This is a genomic window from Rahnella selenatireducens (assembly GCF_046449555.1).
Lineage (GTDB): Bacteria > Pseudomonadota > Gammaproteobacteria > Enterobacterales > Enterobacteriaceae > Rahnella > Rahnella selenatireducens.
In genome coordinates, this window is record NZ_JBKEZJ010000006.1 from 315182 (window position 1) to 339399 (window position 24218).

Sequence of the window (24218 nt, forward strand, 5' to 3'; positions counted from 1 at the left end):
AAGGCGGCGTGAAAGGCGCGGAGTTTAGCAGGTTTCAGCATAAAGGCTGGCGGTATTGATCTCCACATTGCCGCCCTGAACACGAACCTCAAAGGCCGGAACCGAATGCGTATCGTCTTCCATACACAAACCATCCGTCAGGCGAAAATGCTGTTTTTTCAGCGGACTGGCAACCCACAAATCACCCTGATGTTCTGCAATAATCCCGCGTGAAAGTACGCTCGATTTGGCGAAGGGATCGATATTCGACAGCGCAAAAATCTGCTCATCAGCGTAAGGACGGAACAGCGCAACCTGCTGATCGCCCGCCAGCGCACAAACGCCGCAGCCCGGCAGGATTTGCTCAACAGAACAAAGCGTTAACCACTGGTTCATAATACTTCCTCCCCGTCGGCGATCATTTTCACCGGAATGCGTTCGTCCGGGCGCGCCGGACGGTGCTGTTCGCGTTCTGACACGAACTGGACGTTCGGGTCGCGCTGCACGCTGTTGATAAAGTGCGTGAAGCGGGTCTGCGCCGCCGGATCGTTCAGCGTTTCCTGCCATTCGCAAACTGCAGATTCACGCAGACGCGCCAGTTCGGCTTCCAGCTGATCGTTCAGGCCGAGTTTGTTATCGATAATCACTTTACGCAGATAGTCGATGCCGCCTTCGAGGTTGTCCATCCAGACCGAGGTGCGTTGCAGCTTATCGGCGGTGCGGATGTAGAACATCATGAAGCGGTCGAGATAGCGCAGCAGTGTTTGGTTATCCAGATCGGCGGCTAGCAGATCGCCGTGGCGCGGTTTCATACCGCCGTTGCCGCAGACATACAGGTTCCAGCCGTTTTCGGTGGCGATAATCCCCACGTCTTTGCCCTGAGCTTCTGAACATTCACGGGTACAACCGGACACGCCGAATTTCATTTTGTGTGGCGTGCGGATGCCTTTGTAGCGGTTTTCCAGACTGATGCCGAAACCGAGGCTGTCGCCGACGCCGTAGCGACACCAGGTGCTGCCGACGCAGGTTTTCGCCATGCGCAGCGCTTTCGCATATGCCTGACCGGTTTCGAAACCGGCGTTGATCAGTTTCTGCCAGATAGCCGGTAAATCGTCTTTCTGCGCGCCGAACATCCCGATGCGCTGGGAGCCGGTAATTTTGGTGTAGAGGTTATATTCCGCTGCGATTTCGCCAATTGCCATCAGGCCTTGTGGCGTGATTTCACCGCCCGGTGAGCGCGGGATAACAGAATACGTGCCGTCTTTTTGCATGTTGGCGAGGAAGACGTCGTTGGTGTCCTGAAGCGGCGTGTGCTGCGCTTTCAGTACGTAATCGTTCCAGCAGGAGGCGAGCAGCGAACCGACGGTCGGTTTACACACTTCGCAGCCATAGCCTTTGCCGTATTTATTGAGCAGGTCGTTAAACGAGCGGATACCTTCGACGCGGATCAGGTGATACAGCTCCTGACGGGAATACGCAAAGTGTTCGCACAGGTGATGATTCACCTCGATGCCCTGTTTGCTCAGCTCTGCGTTCAGCACCTGCGTGACCAGCGGAATACAACCGCCGCAGCCTGTACCGGCTTTGGTCGCGGATTTCAGCGCCGCAACGGTGTGACAGCCGCCCTGAACCGCTTTGATGATGTCGCCTTTGGTGACGTCAAAACAGGAGCAGATTTGCGCACTTTCCGGCAGGGCGTCGGTGCCGATCACTGCGCCGCCGCTGCCTGCGTGGGCAGGCAGGATCAGCGCGTCCGGGTTTTCCGGCAGTTCGATATTATTCAGTACAAGCTGCAACAGATTGCCGTAATCGCTGGTATCGCCGACCAGAACCGCGCCGAGCAACGTTTTGTTGTCTTCGCTGACGACCAGACGTTTGTATAACGCTTTGCTTTCATCCAGATAGACGTAGCTGCGTGCGCCCGGCGTGCGTGCGTGTGCGTCGCCGATGCCCGCAACGTCAACGCCGAGCAGTTTCAGCTTGGCACTCATGTCTGCGCCGGTGAAAGTATTTTCGCGGCCCAGAAGATGGTCTGTGGTGACCTGCGCCATTTTGTAGCCCGGCGCGACCAGACCGAAAGTGCGCTGATTCCACGACGCACATTCGCCGATAGCGTAAACGTCCGGATCGCTGGTCTGGCACTGGTCGTTAATGACGATGCCGCCGCGTGGCGCGATCTCCAGATCACACTGGCGCGCCAGTTTATCCTGCGGACGGATGCCGGTAGAGAAAACGATGAAATCGACTTCCAGCGCGGTGCCGTCAGCGAATTCCATGGTTTTACGGGCAGAGCTTCCGCCCTGAACGATTTGTTTGGTGTTTTTCGCGGTGTGAACCTGCACGCCCATGCTTTCGATTTTCTGGCGCAACTGGCTGCCGCCCATCACATCAAGCTGTTCCGCCATCAGGCCGGGTGCGAATTCAACAACGTGCGTTTCCACGCCGAGGTTTTTCAGGGCACCGGCCGCTTCCAGCCCGAGTAAACCGCCGCCGACGACGGCACCGCGTTTGCTGCGACGGGCGCAGGATTCAATGGCGTGCAAATCTTCAATAGTGCGGTAAACGAAACAGTCCTGGCCGTCAGAACCGAGGATCGGCGGTACCCACGGGTAGGAACCGGTCGCGATAATCAGTTTGTCGTAGTACACCGTGCGGCCGCTGCTGGAATGAATCACTTTCTCTTTGCGGTTCAGCGTGATGGCACGTTCGCCAATCAGCACGTTGACGTTGTGTTTTTCGTAAAATCCTTCACGAACCAGCGATAGTTCTTCGGCGGTATGGTGTGAAAAGTAAGAGGAAAGATGGACGCGGTCATAGGCCACGCGCGGCTCTTCACATAATACCGTGATATCGAACTGACCCGGCTCCGCTTTATCCAGCAAATCCTCGATAAAGCGATGGCCGACCATGCCGTTACCAATAATCGCGAGTCTGACTTTGCTCATAATTGCCTCAATTTTGATTTTATGAGGCTAAACATAACCCGCGCGTAACAGGGGGTATTGATACAAATCAAACCGCTCCCAATATACTCCTTAGGTGGTATTTGACTGATTTAATTGGGTTTTTATGTAACCTTTCGATTTATAAACACTTTCAGGCTATTGTTCTTCTATTGCTTTCTAAAACCGACTTTCTCTAACGATGAGGTTACGCGTGACGAAAACCCCTTTACGGACCATCAAAAACGTACGCCTGCCCGGCAGCGAAGGATTGTGGCAGATCGATATCGAAGACGGCGTGGTTCGCCAGATCATCTCCCGGCCACAAAATGATGCGCCGGGTGAACATATTCTTGATGCGGAAGGCGGGCTGGCGATCCCGCCTTTTATCGAACCGCATATTCACCTTGATACGACGCAAACCGCCGGTCAGCCCGCGTGGAACCAGTCCGGTACGCTGTTTGAAGGCATTGAACGCTGGGCCGAACGCAAAGCGCTGCTCACGCACGAAGACGTGAAACAGCGCGCGTGGCAGACACTGAAATGGCAGATTGCCAACGGTATTCAGCACGTCCGTACGCATGTTGATGTGTCCGACCCGACACTGACCGCGCTGAAAGCCATGCTGGAGGTGAAAGCCGAAGTCGCGCCGTGGGTTACACTGCAAATCGTGGCGTTTCCGCAGGAAGGGATTATGTCGTATCCCAACGGTGAAGCCTTGCTGGAAGAGGCACTGAGGCTGGGCGCGGACGTCGTCGGGGCCATTCCGCATTTCGAATTTACCCGAGAATACGGCGTGGAATCGCTGCACAAAACCTTTGCGCTGGCGCAGAAATACAACAAGCTTATCGACGTACATTGCGATGAAATCGATGACGAACAATCGCGTTTTGTGGAAACCGTGGCGGCGCTGGCACTGGGCGAAAATATGGGCGAGCGCGTCACTGCCAGCCATACCACCGCGATGCACTCTTACAACGGCGCGTATACCTCGCGGCTGTTCCGTCTGCTGAAAATGTCGGGCATCAATTTTGTCGCTAATCCGCTGGTGAATATTCATCTGCAAGGGCGCTTTGATACGTACCCGAAACGTCGCGGTATTACGCGCGTGAAAGAAATGCTGGAGGCGGGGATTAACGTCTGTTTCGGTCACGATGATGTTTTTGACCCGTGGTATCCGCTGGGCACCGCCAATATGTTGCAGGTTTTGCACATGGGGCTGCATGTTTGCCAGCTGATGGGGTATCAGCAAATTGATGACGGCCTGAAGCTGATTACCACGTACAGCGCGAGAACAATGAATCTGACGGATTACGGGCTGCAAAACGGCAATCCGGCGAACCTGGTGATCCTGCCCGCGCAGAATGGTTTTGATGCTGTCCGCCGCCAGACGCCGGTGCGTTATTCCATCCGTCAGGGCCGGCTCATCGCGCAAACGGAACCGGCAAAAACGGTCATCCATCTTGATAAAGATTATCCGGTAGATTTCAACAGCTAGCGCTCAGATAAACGCGCTGTAATATTATGAAATATCTGAATAATTTAGTTTTAAGCGTAAATAAAGGTAAAGGTCTGGCGCTGAGCCTAAAGCCTCTTTAGAATCAGTGGGATCTGTTGTTTGTATTCTGGAGAAAGGAACCGTCATGTTTAAACGTACTTTAGTGGCCTTAACTGCGCTGCTATCCCTGACTGCAATGTCACCGGTTTTCGCCGCCGGTCAAACCCACGTAATGCTGACCACTTCAGCAGGGAATATCGAATTGGAACTCGACAGTGCGAAGGCACCGGTTTCTGTGAAGAATTTCGTCGATTACGCGCAGAGCGGCTATTACAACAACACCATTTTTCATCGCGTGATCCCGGGCTTTATGGTTCAGGGCGGAGGTTTTACGACTGACATGCAGCAGAAAGCGACCAAAGAACCGATTAAGAACGAAGCCGACAATGGCCTGCGTAACCTGCGCGGCACCGTTTCCATGGCACGCACTGCCGATAAAGACAGCGCCACCAGCCAGTTCTTCATCAACGTGGCAGATAATGCTTTCCTGGATCACGGTCAGCGTGATTTTGGCTATGCCGTTTTCGGTAAAGTTATCAAAGGCATGGACGTGGTCGACAAAATGTCCTCCGTGAAAACCGATAACGTCGGGCCATACCAGAACGTTCCGACCACGCCGATTGTGATTCTGTCTGCGAAAGTCTTGCCATAACGTTCAGCTTTCCGGTTCCTTTCTGCATAGAATCTAAGCCTCCTTTCGGGAGGCTTTTTGTTGGGTGTTTCTTGACGCCCCTTGTCCTGACTAATAGGTTTTAAAGAGCGTTCCCGCGTCCTACTTTCAAGGAAAATGAAATGAGCGAACCCCGCCTGATTGCGAAAGCGATGAGTGAAGGTAAACCAGTTCAGGATCTGGTGATCCTGCCTGCACTGGCGAACCGGCATGGATTAATAACCGGTGCGACCGGCACAGGGAAAACGGTCACGCTGCAACGCATGGCCGAACAGTTTTCGCGTATCGGCATTCCGGTTTTTCTCGCCGATGTAAAAGGGGATTTATCCGGGATTGGCGCAGAAGGCGTGCCTTCGGAAAAGCTCGCCGCGCGCCTGAAGAATATTGGCGTCACTGACTGGCAGCCTCAGGCGTGCAGCATTATCCCGTGGGATATTTTCGGTGAAAAAGGTCATCCGATCCGCGCCACGATTTCCGATCTCGGGCCGTTATTGCTGGCGCGGTTGCTGGATCTGAATGACGTGCAAAGCGGCGTGTTGCAGCTGGTTTTCAAGATTGCCGATGACAACGGACTTTTGCTGCTCGACATGAAAGATTTGCGCGCGATGGTGCAGTTTACCGGCGAAAATGCCAGGCAGTTCCAGACGCAGTACGGCAATATTTCCACGGCGTCTATCGGGGCGATTCAGCGCGGCCTGCTGACGCTGGAAGGTCAGGGCGCTAATCAGTTCTTCGGCGAGCCGATGCTGGATATTAACGACCTGATGCGCACCGATAAAAACGGTCACGGGATCATCAATCTGCTGGCGGCGGATAAGCTGATTAATCAGCCCAAACTCTATTCTGTTTTCCTGCTCTGGCTGCTGGCGGAGCTGTTCGAACATCTGCCGGAAGTGGGCGATCCGGAACAACCGAATCTGGTGTTCTTCTTTGATGAAGCGCATCTGCTGTTCAATGACGCCCCTGAAGCGTTACTGACGAAAATCGAACAGGTGGTGCGTCTCATCCGTTCCAAAGGCGTCGGGATTTACTTCGTCACGCAGAACCCGCTGGATATTCCCGACAGCGTGCTCGGACAGCTTGGCAACCGGGTTCAGCACGCGTTGCGCGCCTTTACGCCACGTGACCAGAAAGCGGTGAAAGCCGCAGCGCAAACGTTACGCGCCAATCCGGCGTTCGACGCGGAAACGGCGATCACCGAACTGGGCGTCGGCGAAGCGCTGGTGTCTTTTCTCGACGAAAAAGGACGGCCGGAAGTGGTACAGCGGGCGATGGTCATCGCACCGGAATCAAAAATGGGCATGCTGGCGGAAGATGAGCGCAATAAAGCCATCAATCAGTCGCCGCTTTACGGCCGCTACGAAGACAGCGTTGATCGCGAATCCGCGTATGAGAAAATTACCGCACAAGGTTTCGGCACCGTAGCTGTACCACAGCAGGGTGGCACGGCTAAACCGGCTGCTGAAAACGATTCTGGTGGCGGGCTGATGGGCGGTCTCAATGAAATTTTGTTCGGCAGCACCGGCCCGCGTGGCGGAAAACGTGATGGCGTAGTGCAGGTTGCCGCCAAAAGCATGGCCCGCGATTTAGGGCGGCAAATTCTGCGCGGCGTATTGGGTTCTATTATGGGGGGACGTAAAAAGTAATCCCCTTTGTTCAACACACAAAGCTGAAACGCATCAGCTTTGTGTGTGTTTTCCTTGTCTGACTTCTCACTATTTGTTGTAACCCATCCTGTTTCATCCTCTTTTTTGCCACCCTGAGCACGTTGTGAGCGGTGATTTTGCTGCAAAACCGATCTAAGTGAAGGCTGTCACGTTTTTCGCTGTGCGGGGTTTGTAGGCTGAATTGCTTTTGGGCTAAATCAATTCAGCAAAAAGGAGTGAATGTGAAAAAATTACTCGTAACCGGGATCGTCATGGGGCTTTTTTCGTGGCAGGCGGCCGCACAAACTATCGTGCTGACGGATGCTGAAGCCGGTACTGAACTGGGAAACTGGAAAACTGACAGCAAAAAGCTGAACATCGCCGGTGCGGATTTCAGCATCGAACAAAAAGTTTTGCACGGCGGCAAACAGGAAGGGTCTAAAGTCATTACGATCACCAGCAAAGGACTGACCATCGCGCTGAGTCCAACGCGCGGCATGGATTTACTGCATGTCACCGGCGATAACATCCGGCTGGGCTGGGATTCGCCGGTGCAGGAAGTGGTAAATCCGGCGTACATCAATCTGGAAAGCCGGAACGGCGTGGGCTGGCTGGAAGGCTTCAACGAAATGATGGTGCGCTGTGGCTTTGAATGGACCGGCCATCCGGTGACCGCGGACGGCATGATTTACACACTGCATGGCCGTGCAGGTAACACGCCAGCCTCGAAAGTGGTGGTGGAGATTGCAGAAAAAGCGCCGTACGAAATCACCGTGCGCGGGCTGCTCAAAGAAGACACCTTCAAGAAAGCCAAACTGGAAACCTGGACTGAGCTGCGTTACGTGCCGGGCAGCCAGTCGTGGACCATTCACGACCAGCTGACGAACCAGTCGGATTATCCGCACGACTACCAGATTATTTATCACAGCAACTTTGGTCAGCCGATCCTTGAACAGGGCGCGCGCTTTATCGCACCGCTGAAATCCATTTCTCCGTTCAACGATTACGCCAAAAAAGGCCTGACCGACTGGCAGACTTACGCGGGGCCAACCAAAGGCTTCGATGAAATGGTCTTCAACATGGTGCCGCTGGCGGATGCACAGGGTAAAACCATTGCGGGCGTCGTCAACAAAGCCGGTGATAAAGGCGCGTCGATTGAGTTCGATACCCATCAGCTTCCGCTGCTGACGCTGTGGAAAAACACCGACACCCTGAAACAGGGATATGTGACCGGTATTGAACCGGGCACCAACTACGCGTATCCGGTAACGATTGAACGTAAACAGGGCCGTGTGAAACAACTGCAACCCGGCCAGAGCACCGTGTTTGAGTTGAAATATTCCCTGCTGCCGGATGCAAAAGCGGTGCAACAGCTTGAGCAAAGAGTGAAAACGTTGCAAGGCGAACACAAAACCGAGGTCAGCGATCAACCGATTGCCGTTGAGTAATGCAGATTCAGGGCGCAGAGGTTAGCGCCCTTTCTCTCTTTCCTGACAAGAAGCCCGGTAAAATTTCTGAAGCCTGGACTGAAAAATGCGTAGAATTGCCCGGTAAATTTTTCGACTTTACCGGGATCCCCATGCTGCTGCTGATCGACAACTACGACTCGTTTACCTACAACCTCTACCAGTATTTTTGCGAGCTGGGCGTAGAGGTTAGCGTGATGCGTAACGACCTGCTGACGATTGCGGATATCGAACACCTTTCCCCGTCACATCTGGTGATTTCGCCCGGCCCCTGTACGCCGGATCAGGCGGGAATTTCCCTGCAAGCCATCACCCATTTTGCCGGTAAGCTGCCCATTCTCGGCGTTTGCCTTGGTCATCAGGCAATGGCGCAGGCGTTCGGTGCAAAGATAGTTCGCGCCCGTCAGGCCATTCATGGCAAAACCTCTCCCATCCGCCATACCGGCAACAGCGTGTTTAACGGGCTGAATAATCCGCTGACGGTGACGCGCTACCACTCGCTGGTGATTGCGCCCGAAACGCTGCCCGGCTGCTTTGATGTCACCGCGTGGACTGAGCGCGAAGGCGAACGTGACGAAATCATGGGCATCGCACACAAAACGCTGCCGCTGCACGGCGTTCAGTTCCATCCGGAAAGCATTCTCAGTGAACAGGGACATCAGCTTCTGGATAATTTCCTTAAAATCTAAACACTTAATCTCACAGCAAAAATTACTTACGTGAGAGGCGTGATTTCTGTTTGCCTGTGTGTGATTTTTTATGCATATTTTGTGATTATATTTTCACATCCATTGCGACAGTGAATTCCAGTTCATCGTAAGAACTCACTGGTAAGCATCAGAAAGGGAGAAGGGTTATGGCAGAAAAAGCAGCGGTTGACCGGGGCACATTCGATAAAGTGATTTTGCCGGTTTATTCACCCGCGAAATTTATTCCGGTGAAAGGCAAAGGCAGCCGCGTGTGGGATCAGCAGGGCACCGAATACGTTGATTTCGCTGGCGGGATTGCAGTGACCGCGCTGGGCCATTGCCATCCGGCGCTGGTGAAAGCGTTACACGATCAGGGCGAAACCCTGTGGCATGTGAGCAACGTTTTCACCAACGAACCGGCGCTGCGACTCGCGCAGAAGCTGATCGACGCGACCTTTGCTGATCGCGTATTTTTTGCCAACTCCGGCGCAGAAGCCAACGAAGCCGCATTCAAACTTGCGCGCTATTACGCTTCGCATCGTCACAGCCCTTACAAAAGCAAGATTATCGCTTTCCATAACGCCTTCCACGGCCGTACGTTGTTTACCGTTTCCGTGGGCGGCCAGCCAAAATATTCCGACGGATTTGGCCCGAAACCGGCAGACATCGTGCATGTGCCGTTCAACGATCTGGACGCGGTAAAAGCGGTGATCGACGACCATACCTGCGCCATTGTCGTGGAGCCGGTTCAGGGGGAAGGCGGCGTAATGCCCGCCACTCAGGAATTCCTGCAAGGGCTGCGCGAACTTTGCGACAAACATCAGGCACTGCTGGTGTTCGATGAAGTCCAGAGCGGCATGGGCCGCAGCGGTAAGCTTTTCAGCTATATGCATTACGGCGTGACGCCGGACATTCTGACCACGGCGAAAGCCCTGGGCGGTGGTTTTCCGGTCAGCGCTATGCTGGCAACGGAGGATGTTGCGTCGGTGATGGAACCGGGCAAACACGGCACCACCTACGGCGGCAACCCGCTGGCCTGCGCCGTCGCCGAAGCCGCGCTGGATGTTATCAATACGCCGGATGTGTTGGCCGGTATTAACGAACGCCGCGAGAAATTCATCAGCGCGCTGGATGCCATTAACCAGAAATATTCTGTCTTCAGCGAATTCCGTGGCCAGGGGTTGCTGATTGGCGCCGAGCTGTCGGACACCTTCAAAAACCGCGCCGGAGAGTTTCATGCCGCCGCCGCTGAGTTCGGGTTGATGATGCTGGTAGCGGGCCCGAATGTGATGCGGTTTGCACCATCACTGGTGATCGACTTCGCGGATATTGAAGAAGGGATGGGGCGCTTTGAGAAAGCTGTGGCAAAAGTTACAGGGGTTTAGGGTTCAGGCTTTAGCAGCCGGCTTTATTTAAAAAAATATATAGATCGAGAAAATTTCAGTTTCTCACTCACCGTGAGGGCTATGACCGAGAATATTTCGGTTTTTTATGTGCGGTGATCGCTCAGCGGCTCGCGCCGAAACCGACCAGAGAGGGCCAGGACGGCCCCTCTCTGGGCTCTCCGCGTCTTTTTACAACCAGCACTGCCGCTGGGTCGATGGCCGTGTTCTGGCGCTCCCACGTGTGGCGCAAATCCAGGCACTTCGTGCTGCCTTCACTCGGTCTTCGAGCCTCGGGTCTCGAAGCCGCTCCGTTCAGCTGGATTTTGAGCGCGCCATCTCACCTTTTGAAAAACAGCACGAAATACTCTCTTGAATTACATAGCCTTTGGCCGCTTTCAGAAAGCTTGCCTAGCGAGTGTTTCGAGACTCAAGGCTCGAAACCGAGTTAGGGAACCGCGCAGCGGCAAGATTTCGCGGCAATAGCGATTGTTCCTGAAACATAGCCAGCGAGCGGAGCGCGCAGTGAAAAAAGCGTGGGAGATCAAAGAGGGAGGCGCTTTCCTCCCTCTTTGGCGGTTTCGGCACAGCGCGTTAAGCGATCACCATACGTGAGAAACCGAAATCTTCTCGATCCAGCCCTTACTGCAAGCGAAAACCCCAAACACTGCCAGTCGGCTTTAAAGGGGGATATCAAAGGGGATCTCCCCTTTTACGCCCGCCGCGTCAGCCAGATCCCATGGTGTGGCCTCTGCTTCCACGCCAGTGACGAAATGGTATGCATCACACTCAGATGCGAAATTACCCTCCGCAGGTGGCGCTCCATTTCGGTCAGCGGCATATCCGGGTGCAGCTCCGGCGCATTAAATAAGGTGTTCTCACTGCCTGGCCCGTCGTAAAGCAACCGCTGCTGACAGCTTTGCAGCGCGATTTCGCAGGTCTGCAAATACTCCGTCGCCAGCTTTTCCGGCAGCATGTAATGCTCACGGGCGAGAATGGTCATCGCGTTGATGTGCTCAACGACAAACTGACTGTGCGTGACCCACAAACGCATATCCGCCAGATAATGCGAGTTAAAACCGGGTTCCTGCATCGCCTGGCTCAGCGAGGTGAACAGCTTGTTATGCGCCTGATTGACCTGCATTCGGGTGTACGCAAGTTTCGAGGCGTCAGGGTTTTCCTGCAGAATCAGCCGGATGGCATCCTGATAGGTTTCCAGCGCCTGATGGGCGTTCTGGCGCATCAGGCCACTTTGCCATTGCGGCCACAGCCAGATGGTACCGCCGAAGGCCAGCGCACAACCAATCAATGTGTCGATGAGTCGCGGCACCAGAAAATGGATGCCGTTCATTGCCAGCAACTGCAGTGTATAAACGGCGGTGACCGTCATGCCGACCATCGCCAGCCCGTAGTTTTTGCGCAGTACCGTGTAGGAGATCAATGTCACCACCAGCATACAAATCAGCGTGATGCCTTCCGGCATCTCCAGTTTCAGCAATCCGGCGGCAATCAGCAGACCGGCCAGCGTGCCGAGCGCACGGTGCTGGATACGCACACGCGTGGCGTTATAACCGTTCTGGCTGACCAGCATGATCGTCAGCAAAATCCAGTAGGGTTTTGGCAGATTGAAGAACAACCCAAGGCTGCTGCCGATCGCCAGAATCAGACCCAGACGTGCGGCATTGCGCAGGGCCGAGGATTTAAAAGACAGGTAGCTTTTCACCGCAGGCCAGAAAGGCAGGCGCGGCTGGGAGTTCATCAGATCGCGGCGATACAGCGGGCGCTGCGTCCGCAGCAGTCGTGCGATACGGCTGAAATGGTAATAACAGAACTGGCCGACCGGATTCTGCGGGTTCTGCGCCGCAATTTTTTCCAGCGCCGCCAGTTCATTCGCCATGGTGAAACGCTCGGAGAATCGGTGATAAAGAATATCGTCCGCAATCACGCGCAGACGAGCGGAAATTACCTGCGCATTCCGGCGGATCACCGCTTCTGCGTGGCTTTCTTCCACCAGTTTCTGCACTTCTTCCGGCTGATGCAGGCTGACCGTGATGTGTTCCTGCAAATCGAGTGCAACCTGAAAACGCTGGAACAGCCGCTTGTGGTTATTGTGGTGTTCATGATGCGGCAACATATGCAGCTGCTGATAGAGCAACGCAATCAGATCGATGACCTGCTGCTGGCGCTTGAGCAACGGGGGAAGGGCTGTTTCGGGGTCGATATGTTGCGTCAGCAGGCTGTATTTGGCCTCGAAATAATCCGCCAGCTGCAAATACAGCTGGCTGAGCGTTTCGCGCATAGGTTGTTCTTCGGAAATACGGAACCATGCCCAGTTAAACAGCCCGTACCAGGCGGTTCCGGCAGCAAACAGCGCCGGTGCCTGCCACATCGGCCTCACGCCGACCATACTCAGTGTGAAGATGGTGGCCACCAGCGCGCCCGGCAACAGGCGTGCGTGCAGCGGGCTGATTTCGCCGGTGACGCCGAGCAGTAAAGCCAGCGTTAACATGATGAGCGGCAGGGGAATGTGCCAGTTTTCGAGCATCACCTGCAAAAGGATACTGCTGACGGCAAACAGCGAACCGCCGACGATCAGGCGTTTAAAAAAGCGTTTGTGCGGGGTATCGAGACCGGCGACGTTGCAACAGGCCGGGCACAGCGAGAACAGCAGACCCATTTGCAGATTGCCAAACAGCCAGCAAATACCGACAGGCAGGCACAACACCAGCGTCTGGCGCAGCGCGTAGTTAACTTCGGGATGATAGAACAGTCTTCGCCATAGCGTCATGGGTAAAGCTTAGCCCATAAAAAAGGCGCGACAGTCAACTGTCGCGCCAATTTCTGAGGGATTAACGTGTACCGTAAACGACAATCGTTTTACCGTGTGCGGAGATCAGGCTCTGATCTTCCAGCATTTTGAGAATACGTCCGACTGTTTCACGTGAACAACCGACGATTTGGCCGATTTCCTGACGGGTGATCTTGATTTGCATCCCGTCCGGATGGGTCATTGCATCAGGCTGTTTGGCCAGATTAAGCAAAGTTTGCGCGATACGGCCTGTTACGTCGAGGAAGGCAAGGTTGCCGACTTTCTCTGACGTCACTTGCAGACGGTTTGCCATCTGCGCGGAAAGACGCATCAGAATATCCGGGTTTACCTGAATCAGCTGGCGGAATTTTTTATAAGAAATTTCAGCCACTTCGCAGGCAGTTTTAGCACGAACCCAAGCACTGCGTTCCTGCCCTTCTTCGAAGAGTCCCAGCTCGCCGATGAAGTCACCTTGGTTAAGGTATGACAGTATCATTTCTTTGCCTTCTTCATCTTTAATCAGGACGGCAACCGACCCTTTCACGATGTAGTACAGCGTTTCGGCTTTTTCACCCTGGTGAATCAGCGTACTTTTAGAAGGATACTTATGTATATGACAGTGAGACAGGAACCATTCGAGAGTCGGGTCTGTTTGTGGCTTGCCGAGAACCATTTGCTATTATCCTCTGTTGTTATCGCTGCCCAAAATCACAGGGCTCAGAGTTCCCTGTACGGCACTTACTTTAAAAAGCGCCCTTTCAGCATATAACTCCCCAGAAATGCTGCAAGCGGATGTCGGAGTGAAACAGCCTGATTATTGCTGTTAACACCGTGGGTTCTGTTCTTAAACCGCAAAAACCGTCACCGCAATTTACTGGAAAGTATGTTTCGGCTTTGTTTGTAACACAGGTTTGCAATGCTGTCTTCTGTTGTCTCGCTTCAGCATGATGGCGATCGGGTTACGTTGCCAGTTTTTGGGTGAAAGGGTAGTCTGAGGGGAAAATTTGACGAATTTATCCACCGGGAGAAGAGCACATGCACGCACGCGTAAAATGGGTAGAAGGGCTGACGTTTTTAGGTGAGTCAGCGTCGGGCCATCAGATCACAATGGATGGTAATGCGGGCGACAAAGCCCCAAGCCCGATGGAAATGTTGCTGATGTCAGCGGGTGGTTGCAGCGCGATTGATGTGGTGTCTATTTTGCAAAAAGGCCGCAACGACGTGCGTGACTGCGAAGTGAAACTGACGTCTCAGCGCCGTGAAGAAGCGCCGCGTCTGTTCACGCACATCAACCTGCATTTTATCGTCACCGGTAAAGACCTGACGGATAAAATTGTGGAACGCGCGGTCAGCCTTTCTGCGGAAAAATATTGCTCTGTTTCCCTGATGCTGGGCAAAGCCGCGACGATCACCCACAGTTTTGAAGTAGTGAACGCCGAATAAGTCACCACCAGCGATACGACTGGCACTGACTTCGCAGTAAATCCAGAAATCGCCGCGCGGCAAAAGTCAGCGGCGATTTCTGCGAATAAAGCACGCAATATTCCGCCTCTGGCAGCGTATCGATATTGAGCAGGCAAAGCCTGTCCTGCAAGCCGAACGGCGCGCGCATCGCCTTCGCCACAATCGTCAGATAATCCGACTGCAATACCATATTCAGCCCGCACACCACCGAATCCGTTCTTACCGGCGTTTCACCTGCTGGCGCGCTAAAGCCGTTCATTGAAAGCTGAATCTGCTGGTAATAACCCATATCCGTTTCCGGCAACACCCAGCGCGCGCCCTGCAATTCTTCGAGCGTGGTGGCACCTGCCAGCGGATGCCCTTGCCGCGCAATCACGCCAAACGGCGCGCTAAACAGCGGCTCACGCACCAAATCTTCCAGCGGAAAACCCGGCCCGGCGGTTCCGACGGCAAAATCGAGTTTCCCTTCACGCAGCGCCGGTAACAGCGTCGAAAGCTGGCCTTCTTTAATCAGCAGTTTGGACTGGGGAAACTGCGTTTTGAACGCTTCATTGAGAGCCGGAAACACTGTCAGCGCCAGCAGTGATGAAAACCCGATAGCCACCGAACCCTGCGAATACTGATTAATCTGCTGGATCTCATCCGCCGCGCGTTCAAGTTCTTCGAGAATAAACTGCATGCGCTGCGCAAAGGCGCGGCCGGTTTCCGTCAGCGCCATGCCCTGATTGCCGCGCACGATAAGCTGAGTTTCAAGCGTTTGTTCCAGTTCCCGCAAGGTTCTGCTGACCGCCGGCTGGGACTGATTCATCGCCCGCGCTGCGCCGCGAATACTTCCGCTGCGGATAACCTGCTGGAAAACCTTGAGTTGCTGCAATTTCGGTAAATAACGCATGTTGCCTCGCTTGAAAACTCTATCAGTAAAAAGCATCGCCCGCCCAAAAATTGCATCTTATGGCAAACCTGTAAAGCTGATAGCTTCAGATTTGTAATAAATAATACGTTGTTATTCAGTTGATTACGTGATGCATATCGCATTTTACTTTTCGCCCGACAGTGAGAGATTCTGACGCGGTGATAACAAAAAGGGATATCCGCTATGAAAAGTCGTTCCCTGATGATCTTCCTGCTGTTCGTTGGTTATGCGGTGGTGTATATCGACAAAACGGTGATGGGGTTCGCGCTGTTGCCGATTGAGCGGGAATTTAATCTGCAACCGCAGCAGCTGGGTTACATCACCGGCATTTTCTTCCTGGCCTATTCGCTGTTTCAAATTCCCGCTGGCTGGCTGAATGACCGTTTCGGCTACAAGAAAGTGCTCGGCATTTCGCTGTTTTTGCTCGGCGGTTTCGCGCTTTGCTTCGGTTTGCTGGGATTCGGCCTCGGATTGCTGGTGACGTTTCGCTTTCTCTCCGGCGTCGGCCATTCCGGGTATCCGAGTTCCTGCGCCAAAGCGGTAGTTTCCAATTTTGATGTCGGGCAGCGAACTTTTGCGCAATCCATATTGTTGTCATCCGCGGGTCTGGCGATGACCGCCGGGCCGCTGATTGCGGTGTATGCGCTCGATACGCTCGGCTGGCGCGGCTCATTCTCCATTCTCGGCCTGCTGGCGTTTGCGATTGCCGTTGCGATTGTCATCTTTGTGCCGAATCCGCCGAAAGCAGAGGTCCGCGCCGGCGTGGCAACCGGCTACCGTGAGTTGCTGAAAAACCCGATTGTCGTGTTGCTGTTCGTGTCCATTTTCTGCATCAACATTCCGTCCTACGGCCTGATGGCGTGGCTGCCTAAATATCTGGTGCAACAGCGCGGAATGTCGCTGGACGTTTCCGGGCTGGTGGTCGCCACCGGTGGTATGGGGATCTGGATTTCCTCGCTGGCGACCGGCTGGCTGGTCGGCCGTTATATGCAGGGCAAAGAGCCGAAAGTGATTTTTTGCAGCGCAATGCTCAGCGCCTTGTGCATCTGGCTGGTGTACACCTCGGCGTCGGCGGTGACCGCCGGGCTGTTCCTGTTCCTCGGCTACATTTTCCTGATGGCGGCATTTGTCACGGTGTTTACGCTGCCGATGAAACGCCTGCCGCCGGACGTGATGGGTGCCGCAATGGGGATTATCAATACCGGCGGAACGCTCGGCGGATTCGTGGCGCCGATTGCGATGGGCTATCTGATCACGGTGACGCACGGGTATTTTTCGACATTTGTTTTTCTGGCGCTGGCGATGGTGGTTGCCGGGCTGGCCATTTTGCCGCTGACCTTGAAACCGCGCGCAGCGTTGCGCGACGTGGCATAACTGAGGAGAAGTCTGATGACATTTAATTTTGAAGCGATGCTGGCGGAAGTCAAAACGGACGTTCTGCGCTGGCGCAGACACATTCATGCGCATCCTGAGTTGTCATTTCAGGAGCATAAAACGGCGGATTACATCGCGGAACAGCTGGAAAGTTTTGGCGGCCTGACCCTGACGCGGCTGACACCTAACAGCGTGGTTGCCGATCTCAACGGCGCTTATCCGGGGCCGACGTATGCGCTGCGGGCTGATATCGACGCCTTGCCGATTCAGGAAGAAAACGACGAGCCGTTCTGTTCGACGGTGCCTGGCGTTATGCACGCCTGCGGCCATGACGCGCACACCGCGATGTTACTGGGTGCGGCGAAAGTGCTGACACAGTGTCAGTCCGCACTGCACGGCTCGGTGCGGTTTATCTTCCAGCACGCGGAAGAATTACCGCCGGGCGGCGCACAGGAACTGGTGGATTTAGGCGTACTCGACGGCGTGGAGAAAATCTTCGGCCTGCACGTTATGCCGAATTCCCCGACGGGTGAGGTCGGCCTGAAAGAGGGCGTGTTCTGTGCGTCCACCGATAACTTCGACATCACGATTGCCGGCAAGGGCGGGCACGGTTCGATGCCGCATTTGTGCATTGATCCGGTGGTGGTTGGCGCGGAAGTGGTGACGGCGCTGCAAAACGTCGTGGCGCGCCGTATCGATCCGCTACAGGTGCCGGTGCTGACCATCGCCACTTTCCAGAGCGGGGAGAGCTATAACGTGATTCCGGAACGCGTGAAACTCGCCGGAACATTGCGCACCCATCACAGCAGTGTGCGCGAGCTGGTTCCGCAGCTGATGGAACAGATTATTTCCGGGATTACGACGGCGCACGGTGCGCAGTATGAACTGCGCTGGACGCGGGGTTACGTGAATGGCGATAACCACCCTGACGCCTGCGCGATTGCGCGTCAGGTGATTGCTAATACGCTCGGCGAGAATGCGCTGCGGGAAGTGACCCAGCCGCTGTTTGGTGGCGAAGATTTCTCTTCCTATCAGCAAAAAGTGCCGGGCTGTTTTCTGTTTATCGGCAGCGGTAACGAGAAAATCGGCGCGACTTATGGGGTGCATAACCCGCGCTTCCGGCTGGACGAAGAGGCGTTGCAGATTGGCGTGAAATTACACGTCGGATTCATTCAGCAGTTGCTGATGAACGAGGTCTGATTTCACTTACTCGATTTTCTTCCCTTCCATCAGGCGCTGCACCAGCGGCGCCATAATCAGCTCCATCGCCAGCCCCATTTTGCCGCCCGGCACCACCAGCGTTTTGATGTGCGAGATAAACGAGCCCTGCAACATTGCCAGCAGATACGGGAAATCAATGTCGTCCAGCCCCTGAAAATGAATCACCACGAAGCTTTCATCCAGTGAAGGAATGGCTTTCGCAGCAAACGGATTGGAGGTGTCGATGGTCGGCACGCGCTGGAAGTTAATGTGCGTGCGGGAAAACTGCGGCGTGATGTAGTTGATGTAGTCGTCCATCGAACGCACCACGGAATCCATCACCGCCTCACGGGAATGCCCGCGCTCGCCGGTGTCGCGCACCAGTTTCTGGATCCATTCGAGGTTAACGATGGGCACCACGCCGACCAGTAAATCGACATGCGCCGCGACGTCCGTTTTGTCGGATACCACGCCGCCGTGCAGGCCTTCGTAGAAGAGAATGTCCGTCGGTTCCGGTAAGGCCTGCCACGGTGTAAACGTCCCCGGCACCTGATTGTAGGGAACCGCTTCGTCATAAGTATGCAGATATTTACGCGAACGGCCTGTGCCGGTTTTGCCGTATTCGATAAAGCTTTTTTCCAGCAAACCGAAGTCGTTGGCTTCCGGCCCGAAGTAGCTGATATGACGCCCGAGGTCGCGGGCTTTGCGGATGGCCGCGTCCATTTCCGGGCGGGTGAAATGGTGGAAACTGTCGCCTTCAAGCTCGGCGGCACGCAGGCCAAGCTGTTGGAATATTTTCCGAAATGCCAGACTGGTGGTAGTGGTGCCTGCACCGCTCGAACCGGTAACGGCAATAACAGGATGTTTGGCTGACATAATGCGCTGTTCTCCATAAAGGTGAGGCTGGCAGGCGTGTCGCGGTCTTTTCTGTGGTCGAAGACCTGGCGGCATCGCTGCGCATAATTAAGCCTATTGTTACCATATTTATTCGAGAAGTGACAGGCGACGACCGGTTATTTCAGCTGTCCGTAATAGGCATTTTTTCCGTGTTTGCGCAGGTAATGTTTGTCCAGCAGCGTCTGTTGCATATCGCCAAGTGCGGGCGTCAGCTGGCGGGAGAATATGCCCATGTAGGCGCATTCCTCCAGCACGACGGCGTTGTGTATGGCGTCGGCGGCATTTTTTCCCCAGGCGAACGGCCCGTGAGAATGCACCAGAACCGCCGGAACCTGCATGGCGTCCAGACCCCGCTCCAGGAAAGTTTCGATAATGACGTTGCCGGTTTCCAGTTCATACGCGCCGTTGATTTCTGTTTCGGTCATCCGGCGCGTGCAGGGAATATTGCCGTAGAAATAATCGGCGTGCGTGGTGCCCGATGCCGGTAAATCCAGCCCGGCCTGCGACCAGATTGTCGCGTGTCGGGAATGCGTATGCACAATGCCGCCGATTTCCGGAAACTGCCGGTAAAGCGCCAGATGCGTGGCGGTATCCGACGACGGATTTTTGTCGCCTTCGATGCGCTCGCCGGTATGCAGATCGACAACAACCATGTCGCTGGCGCACATGTCGGTATATTCCACGCCCGACGGTTTGATCACCACCCGCCCATTTTCGCGGTCAACCGCGCTGACGTTGCCCCAGGTAAACGTCACCAGATGATGCGCGGGCAGCGCCAGATTGGCCTCCAGTACGGCCTGTTTCAGCTGTTCTAACATGCGAATTCTCCTTCCAGCATTTTGGCTTCAATCCACTGACGGGCTTTGATGATTTCCAGCACCGGTTCGGCGGCAGTTTCCGTCCACATTTCAATGAGGAATGCGCCGCGATAATTCAACGCGCCCAGCGTACGGAAAAAGCCGGGGAAATCGACACAGCCGTCGCCGAACGGCACATCGCGGAACTGTCCTTTAGAGGTTGCGGTGACCGGATAGGTATCTTTCAGATGGATGGCGGCGATACGGTCAATGCCCAGCGCCAGCTCCGACGGAATGTCGTTTCCCCACGCGCTGAGATTGCCGATGTCCGGGTACACGCTGAACCACGGTGAATTCAGGCGCTCATCCCACGCTTTCCATTTGGTTATCGAATTCATGAATTCGGTGTCCATGATTTCGACCGCCAGTGTGACCTGCGCGGCGGCGGCCTGTTCCACCGCCCACGCCAGCCCTTCGGCAAATCGTTCGCGGGTACCGGCGTCGGACGCTTCGTAATACACGTCATAACCGGCCAGCTGTAAGGTGCGGATCCCTAAGTCGCGGGCCAATTTGATGGCCTTGGTCATCACTTCCCGCGCACGTTCGCGGACGCTTTCATCGTGGCTGCCGAAAGGAAAACGGCGGTGCGCGGAAAGGCACATCGACGGAATGGAGACGCCGATTTCCATCATCGCTTCGACCAGCGCGACGCGTTGCGTAATGCTCCAGTCGAGGCGCGACAGGCGCTCATCGGTTTCATCCACCGACATTTCGACAAAATCAAAGCCACAGCTTTTCGCCAGTGCCAGCCTTTCCGGCCAGCTCAGGTGTTTGGGGAGCGCTTTTTCATAGATGCCCAGCGGATGTTTTCTCATGCCGTTGTTCCCCAGATTGCGTCGATTTGCTGGTGAAACGCCTGCGCGACCTGTGCGGGTTGCGTTGTGTCGGATAACGCGCGTCCGGCGATAAACGCCTGCACGTCGATGTCGCGGAACAGCGGCAAATCCGCAGGCGTGATGCCGCCGGTGACGGAAAGGCGCAGGCCGATATCCGACAGCTGTTTCATGCGATCCAGATCCTGCTGGCCCCAGGTTTGTCCGCTGGCCTGCGCGTCGCGTCCGCGGTGATAAATCGCCTGACGGATCCCCGCGGCATGCCAGTCGCGCGCATCCTGCATCGTCCAGTTGCCGAAAAGTTCTATCTGGATTTCGCCCCGATATGTTTTTGCCACGTCGTGCGCTTTGATAACCGTCGCCAGCGGTGCGGCGCAAATCACCGTCATCCAGTTTGCTCCGGCTTTAAAGGCTTCCTGCGCCAGCGTTTCTCCGGCATCGGCCACTTTCAGGTCGGCCACCAGAATCTTGTCCGGGCAAAGTTCACGCAGCATTTCCACGGCCTGCAACCCTTCGCAGAGACACAAAATGGTGCCTGCCTCGATGATGTCGACGTGATTTTTCAGCGCCTTCGCGTTGCGCAGCGCGGCCGGAAGGTCGGTGTGATCCAGCGCCAGCTGGAGGAGAGGTTTAGTCATGTTGAGGTTTTTCCTGTGAGTCAGCCGCCGCGCAGCGGGCGTGGTAACCGCCCAGTGCGTCGATCAGGAACTGGTAACGTTGTGATTTTTTCTGATAGGCCATCTGCGCACCGGCGTCCGGTTCCAGACGCTTTACTGCAAAATGCAGATGGCGCTGCGCTTGCGCGAAAGTGGGATACACGCCGGTGCCGACCATCGCCGCCAGCGCAGCGCCCAGACAGCCGGTTTCTTCGATCTGAGGGAGTTCCACCGGCATTCCGCTGACGTCGGCCAGCATCTGCATCCAGACCTCTGAACGCGCCGGGCCGCCGGTGACGCGCAGGGTTTTCGCCAGCGGAAAGCGTTCAAGCATGCGGTTAAGGTGCGTCATATGGCTGAACACCACGCCTTCGTAAACCGCCTGCAACAAATGCCCGCGATGGTGCAGCGATTGCAGGCCGTAGAATCCGGCGGTCATTTCCGCACCCTGATTGCTGCCATAAAGGAAGGGCAGGAACAGAACGTCGGTTGCGGCCTTCGGCAGGGCGCTGACGGCACGGTTAATCTCGTCAAATGCTATGCCGCCGGTTTGCAGGTTGAGCCATTCGAGATTGGCGGAGGACGTCGGGCTGGCTTCGTGGATGAGATAGCCTTCGCCGCCAGCGTAACGGCCATAGACATACGGATGATTTTCCCGTTCGCCCATTTCCGCCGATATTCCGCTGGTGACCGCCCATGTACCCATCACCGCATTCAGGGTGAATTCGTCGTTAAGTCCGGCGCACAGCGCGGTAGAAACCACATCGAATAACCCGCCAACGACCGGCGTTCCGGCGGTTAATCCGGTCAGCGCCGCGACGTCTGGCGTCACGGTTCCGCAGATTTCCGCCGAACCGACCACCGGTGGCAACGCCGCGCTGATTTCGGCAATCCCTAACATTTCAGCCAGCCGTGCGTCATAGCCGCCTTGCGCCATGTGATACAGATTGGATTCGGAAATGTTGGTTTCTTCGCAGCCGCGCTCGCCGGTCAGGCAATAACGCAGATAATCGTGCGCCATCATTACCGTCCCGATTTGCTGATAGCGCTCCGGCTGATGCAGTTTTATCCAGCGCAGCAATGACACCGGATGCCCGGCCCACAGCGCCTGACGGGTCAGCGGATAGATTTGCTGATGCAAGCCGTCACGCTGCCAGGCGCTGATCACATCACCGGCGCGGCGGTCGGAGGACAAAGTCCCCCGGCCCAGCGGATTTCCTGCTTTATCCAGCAGGAATAACCCTTTGCCCTGCGCCGAAATGCCGATGCCTTTCACCTGATTGCCGCTGACGTTTTGCTGGCGCATCAGCGCGGCAATACAACTGACGCACGACGCCCACAGCGCAGGCATATCGCGCTCGGCCCAGCCGGGCTGCTCGCTCAGCACCGGCAGGGACTGGCGGCAAACGCCGGATTCCTGTCCCGTGTGATCGTACAATCCTGCCTTGAGGTAGGTGCCGCCGCAGTCGATCCCTAACCAGTATTCTCCGGATGAAGCGTTCATCGTATTTCCTCAGGCTACTGTCGGACGGCTGTCGGGTAATTTGTTCGCCGATTGCGCCGGAACGTCGCACCGGGCAGGCAGCAGCAATGCCATCAGTGCCGCCAGCGTGAGTGAGATCGCCAGACAATAAACACCGGCGTCTTTGCTGTAGAACGTGATAAGCAAACCGACGGCATACGGCCCGCAGAATCCACCCAGATTGCCCAGCGCGTTAATCACACCGCGTGCGCCACCGGCCATTTCCGCGCTAAAAAGTTTGGCGGGAATAGTCCAGAAAACACCGGCGGCGGATTGCAGGAAGAAGCCGCAGCCGACCAGCGCTGCGTAGGAAACCCAGATGTAATTTTTCAGCATCACCGACAGGAACATGCAGGCCGCGAAGCCCAGCAGAGGCAGGAACACGTAAAGTTTGCGTTTGCCGGTGCGGTCAGACAGCGAGGAGAACAGCAGCATGCCCGCAACGGCACCGATGTAAGGCAGGATCGCGAGGACGCCGACCTGTCCCATGGTGGAATGCGTCAGTTCTTTCAGGATGGTCGGCAGCCACAGGGTGTAACCGTAAATGCCGGTCTGGTAGAAGAAATTTAGGGCGATAAGCTGCCACATCGTCCGGTTGGCCAGCACCGCGCCGAGGGAGGCGTTTCTGACTTCTTTTCCGGCAATGGCTTTTTGTTCGGCGGCCAGCGTCGCTATCAGCCAGTTTTTCTCTTCAGGCGAAATCCAGCGAGCTTCCTGCGGACGGTCGCAAACGGTCAGCACCCACATCACCAAAACCACGGCGGAAAGCAGCCCTTCGATGATGAACAACCAGCGCCAGTCGAGTGCGCTGATGATCCAGCCGGAGAGCGGGGCGGTGATGATCCCGGCGATCGGCACGAACATGATCACAATCGCGTTCGCCCTGCCGCGTTCGGCATCGGGGAACCAGTTGCTGATCATCGTCAGTACGACCGGCAACATACCGCCTTCTGCAACACCCAGCGAGAAGCGCAGGAAGAGCAACTGATACTGATTGGTGACCAGTCCGGTGAGGATCGAAATAATGACCCAGGCGACCAGTGACCAGCCGATGAATTTCTTACCGCTGCCGTGAACCGCAATTTTCCCGCCGGGTACCTGGAGAAATAAATAACCGAGGAAGAATATGCCCCCAGCCAGCCCGGCCATTGATGCGGTAATGCCTAATTCCGCGTCCATTCCACCCGGCATGGCAAAGGCAATATTTACCCTGTCCATATAAGAAATAATACAGGCAATCAGGATCGGGGGAATAATTCTAAGCCAGCGCTGTTTGGGTATTTCTTTTAATAGCAGTTCGCTTTGCAGAGTATTAGAGTTTTTATTCATAACTTATTACCTTAATAATGAGTTACAGAGCC

20 protein-coding genes are annotated in these 24218 nt (G+C 55.3%); 9 read left to right on the top strand and 11 right to left on the bottom strand.

Annotation, left to right across the window (positions count from 1 at the left end):
• Positions 1 to 24: 24 nt before the first annotated feature.
• Together nirD and nirB are read right to left on the bottom strand one after the other, a co-directional pair.
• On the bottom strand, positions 25 to 375 hold the full coding sequence (gene nirD, locus ACLBVC_RS12845; protein WP_410149914.1) for a nitrite reductase small subunit NirD: 351 nt from the start codon (positions 373 to 375) through the stop codon (positions 25 to 27).
• Positions 372 to 2924 (bottom strand): nitrite reductase large subunit NirB, encoded by a 2553-nt coding sequence (gene nirB, locus ACLBVC_RS12850; RefSeq protein WP_410149915.1) that lies wholly within the window; start codon positions 2922 to 2924, stop codon positions 372 to 374. Before nirB ends, nirD begins: the two co-directional genes overlap by 4 nt.
• A 199-nt stretch (positions 2925 to 3123) precedes the next feature.
• On the opposite strand from nirB, the gene ACLBVC_RS12855 reads away from it, so the two are divergent.
• From ACLBVC_RS12855 to argD, 6 genes are all read left to right on the top strand, one after another.
• Complete coding sequence (locus ACLBVC_RS12855; protein WP_410149916.1) at positions 3124 to 4419, top strand: cytosine deaminase; 1296 nt, start codon at positions 3124 to 3126, stop codon at positions 4417 to 4419.
• A 145-nt stretch (positions 4420 to 4564) separates the two neighbouring features.
• Entirely contained in the window at positions 4565 to 5131 is a 567-nt protein-coding gene (gene ppiA / locus ACLBVC_RS12860) for a peptidylprolyl isomerase A (RefSeq protein WP_410149917.1), read from the top strand.
• Between the two features lie 140 nt (positions 5132 to 5271).
• On the top strand, positions 5272 to 6795 hold the full coding sequence (locus tag ACLBVC_RS12865; RefSeq protein WP_410149918.1) for a helicase HerA-like C-terminal domain-containing protein: 1524 nt from the start codon (positions 5272 to 5274) through the stop codon (positions 6793 to 6795).
• 242 nt (positions 6796 to 7037) lie between these two features.
• Complete coding sequence (locus tag ACLBVC_RS12870; RefSeq protein WP_410149919.1) at positions 7038 to 8243, top strand: aldose 1-epimerase family protein; 1206 nt, start codon at positions 7038 to 7040, stop codon at positions 8241 to 8243.
• Between the two features lie 131 nt (positions 8244 to 8374).
• Complete coding sequence (locus ACLBVC_RS12875) at positions 8375 to 8950, top strand: aminodeoxychorismate synthase component II (RefSeq protein WP_410149920.1); 576 nt, start codon at positions 8375 to 8377, stop codon at positions 8948 to 8950.
• Between the two features lie 167 nt (positions 8951 to 9117).
• Complete coding sequence (gene argD, locus ACLBVC_RS12880; RefSeq protein WP_410149921.1) at positions 9118 to 10335, top strand: bifunctional acetylornithine/succinyldiaminopimelate transaminase; 1218 nt, start codon at positions 9118 to 9120, stop codon at positions 10333 to 10335.
• Between the two features lie 709 nt (positions 10336 to 11044).
• On the opposite strand, the gene ACLBVC_RS12885 is transcribed toward argD, so the two are convergent.
• Together ACLBVC_RS12885 and crp are read right to left on the bottom strand one after the other, a co-directional pair.
• Positions 11045 to 13120 (bottom strand): YccS/YhfK family putative transporter, encoded by a 2076-nt coding sequence (locus ACLBVC_RS12885; protein WP_410149922.1) that lies wholly within the window; start codon positions 13118 to 13120, stop codon positions 11045 to 11047.
• Positions 13121 to 13181: 61 nt separating this feature from the next.
• Positions 13182 to 13814: a cAMP-activated global transcriptional regulator CRP gene (crp, locus tag ACLBVC_RS12890; protein ID WP_013573634.1), complete on the bottom strand. Its 633-nt coding sequence runs from the start codon at positions 13812 to 13814 to the stop codon at positions 13182 to 13184.
• 362 nt (positions 13815 to 14176) lie between these two features.
• Between crp and ACLBVC_RS12895 the strand changes: the two genes are divergently transcribed.
• Positions 14177 to 14584: an OsmC family protein gene (locus ACLBVC_RS12895; protein WP_101077441.1), complete on the top strand. Its 408-nt coding sequence runs from the start codon at positions 14177 to 14179 to the stop codon at positions 14582 to 14584.
• Between the two features lies 1 nt (position 14585).
• Here ACLBVC_RS12895 and ACLBVC_RS12900 read toward each other — a convergent pair whose 3' ends face one another.
• Complete coding sequence (locus ACLBVC_RS12900) at positions 14586 to 15497, bottom strand: LysR substrate-binding domain-containing protein (protein WP_410149923.1); 912 nt, start codon at positions 15495 to 15497, stop codon at positions 14586 to 14588.
• 204 nt (positions 15498 to 15701) lie between these two features.
• On the opposite strand from ACLBVC_RS12900, the gene ACLBVC_RS12905 reads away from it, so the two are divergent.
• Both ACLBVC_RS12905 and ACLBVC_RS12910 read left to right on the top strand, forming a co-directional pair.
• Entirely contained in the window at positions 15702 to 16892 is a 1191-nt protein-coding gene (locus ACLBVC_RS12905) for an MFS transporter (protein ID WP_410149924.1), read from the top strand.
• Between the two features lie 15 nt (positions 16893 to 16907).
• Positions 16908 to 18092, top strand: a complete 1185-nt coding sequence (locus ACLBVC_RS12910) for an amidohydrolase (RefSeq protein WP_410149925.1) — start codon at positions 16908 to 16910, stop codon at positions 18090 to 18092.
• 6 nt (positions 18093 to 18098) lie between these two features.
• Here the strand turns inward: ACLBVC_RS12910 and ACLBVC_RS12915 are convergent, their stop codons facing one another.
• From ACLBVC_RS12915 to ACLBVC_RS12940, 6 genes are all read right to left on the bottom strand, one after another.
• On the bottom strand, positions 18099 to 18968 hold the full coding sequence (locus tag ACLBVC_RS12915) for a phosphoribulokinase (RefSeq protein ID WP_104923613.1): 870 nt from the start codon (positions 18966 to 18968) through the stop codon (positions 18099 to 18101).
• A gap of 137 nt (positions 18969 to 19105) precedes the next feature.
• Positions 19106 to 19807, bottom strand: a complete 702-nt coding sequence (gene araD, locus ACLBVC_RS12920; RefSeq protein WP_410149926.1) for an L-ribulose-5-phosphate 4-epimerase — start codon at positions 19805 to 19807, stop codon at positions 19106 to 19108.
• Entirely contained in the window at positions 19801 to 20661 is an 861-nt protein-coding gene (locus tag ACLBVC_RS12925; protein WP_410149927.1) for an L-ribulose-5-phosphate 3-epimerase, read from the bottom strand. The genes araD and ACLBVC_RS12925 overlap by 7 nt, the downstream gene beginning before the upstream one ends.
• The gene (gene ulaD, locus ACLBVC_RS12930) at positions 20658 to 21317 is read right to left on the bottom strand and encodes a 3-keto-L-gulonate-6-phosphate decarboxylase UlaD (RefSeq protein ID WP_410149928.1); all 660 of its coding nucleotides are present in this window, start codon (positions 21315 to 21317) and stop codon (positions 20658 to 20660) included. Before ulaD ends, ACLBVC_RS12925 begins: the two co-directional genes overlap by 4 nt.
• Entirely contained in the window at positions 21310 to 22839 is a 1530-nt protein-coding gene (locus tag ACLBVC_RS12935; RefSeq protein ID WP_410149929.1) for an FGGY-family carbohydrate kinase, read from the bottom strand. Before ACLBVC_RS12935 ends, ulaD begins: the two co-directional genes overlap by 8 nt.
• Positions 22840 to 22848: 9 nt before the next feature.
• Positions 22849 to 24186, bottom strand: a complete 1338-nt coding sequence (locus ACLBVC_RS12940; protein WP_410149930.1) for an MFS transporter — start codon at positions 24184 to 24186, stop codon at positions 22849 to 22851.
• Between the last annotated feature and the right edge of the window lie 32 nt (positions 24187 to 24218).

What these genes read in the sequence shown, in the direction of transcription:
- nirD (WP_410149914.1), bottom strand. Translation starts at nt 375, where the DNA reads ATGAACCAGTGGTTAACGCTTTGTTCTGTTGAGCAAATCCTGCCGGGC.
- ACLBVC_RS12940 (WP_410149930.1), bottom strand. Translation starts at nt 24,186, where the DNA reads ATGAATAAAAACTCTAATACTCTGCAAAGCGAACTGCTATTAAAAGAA.
- ACLBVC_RS12865 (WP_410149918.1), top strand. Translation starts at nt 5,272, where the DNA reads ATGAGCGAACCCCGCCTGATTGCGAAAGCGATGAGTGAAGGTAAACCA.
- ACLBVC_RS12875 (WP_410149920.1), top strand. Translation starts at nt 8,375, where the DNA reads ATGCTGCTGCTGATCGACAACTACGACTCGTTTACCTACAACCTCTAC.
- ACLBVC_RS12915 (WP_104923613.1), bottom strand. Translation starts at nt 18,968, where the DNA reads ATGTCAGCCAAACATCCTGTTATTGCCGTTACCGGTTCGAGCGGTGCA.
- araD (WP_410149926.1), bottom strand. Translation starts at nt 19,807, where the DNA reads ATGTTAGAACAGCTGAAACAGGCCGTACTGGAGGCCAATCTGGCGCTG.
- ACLBVC_RS12885 (WP_410149922.1), bottom strand. Translation starts at nt 13,120, where the DNA reads ATGACGCTATGGCGAAGACTGTTCTATCATCCCGAAGTTAACTACGCG.
- ACLBVC_RS12905 (WP_410149924.1), top strand. Translation starts at nt 15,702, where the DNA reads ATGAAAAGTCGTTCCCTGATGATCTTCCTGCTGTTCGTTGGTTATGCG.
- ACLBVC_RS12910 (WP_410149925.1), top strand. Translation starts at nt 16,908, where the DNA reads ATGACATTTAATTTTGAAGCGATGCTGGCGGAAGTCAAAACGGACGTT.
- argD (WP_410149921.1), top strand. Translation starts at nt 9,118, where the DNA reads ATGGCAGAAAAAGCAGCGGTTGACCGGGGCACATTCGATAAAGTGATT.
- nirB (WP_410149915.1), bottom strand. Translation starts at nt 2,924, where the DNA reads ATGAGCAAAGTCAGACTCGCGATTATTGGTAACGGCATGGTCGGCCAT.
- ulaD (WP_410149928.1), bottom strand. Translation starts at nt 21,317, where the DNA reads ATGACTAAACCTCTCCTCCAGCTGGCGCTGGATCACACCGACCTTCCG.
- ACLBVC_RS12900 (WP_410149923.1), bottom strand. Translation starts at nt 15,497, where the DNA reads ATGCGTTATTTACCGAAATTGCAGCAACTCAAGGTTTTCCAGCAGGTT.
- ppiA (WP_410149917.1), top strand. Translation starts at nt 4,565, where the DNA reads ATGTTTAAACGTACTTTAGTGGCCTTAACTGCGCTGCTATCCCTGACT.
- ACLBVC_RS12935 (WP_410149929.1), bottom strand. Translation starts at nt 22,839, where the DNA reads ATGAACGCTTCATCCGGAGAATACTGGTTAGGGATCGACTGCGGCGGC.
- crp (WP_013573634.1), bottom strand. Translation starts at nt 13,814, where the DNA reads ATGGTTCTCGGCAAGCCACAAACAGACCCGACTCTCGAATGGTTCCTG.
- ACLBVC_RS12855 (WP_410149916.1), top strand. Translation starts at nt 3,124, where the DNA reads ATGAGGTTACGCGTGACGAAAACCCCTTTACGGACCATCAAAAACGTA.
- ACLBVC_RS12925 (WP_410149927.1), bottom strand. Translation starts at nt 20,661, where the DNA reads ATGAGAAAACATCCGCTGGGCATCTATGAAAAAGCGCTCCCCAAACAC.
- ACLBVC_RS12895 (WP_101077441.1), top strand. Translation starts at nt 14,177, where the DNA reads ATGCACGCACGCGTAAAATGGGTAGAAGGGCTGACGTTTTTAGGTGAG.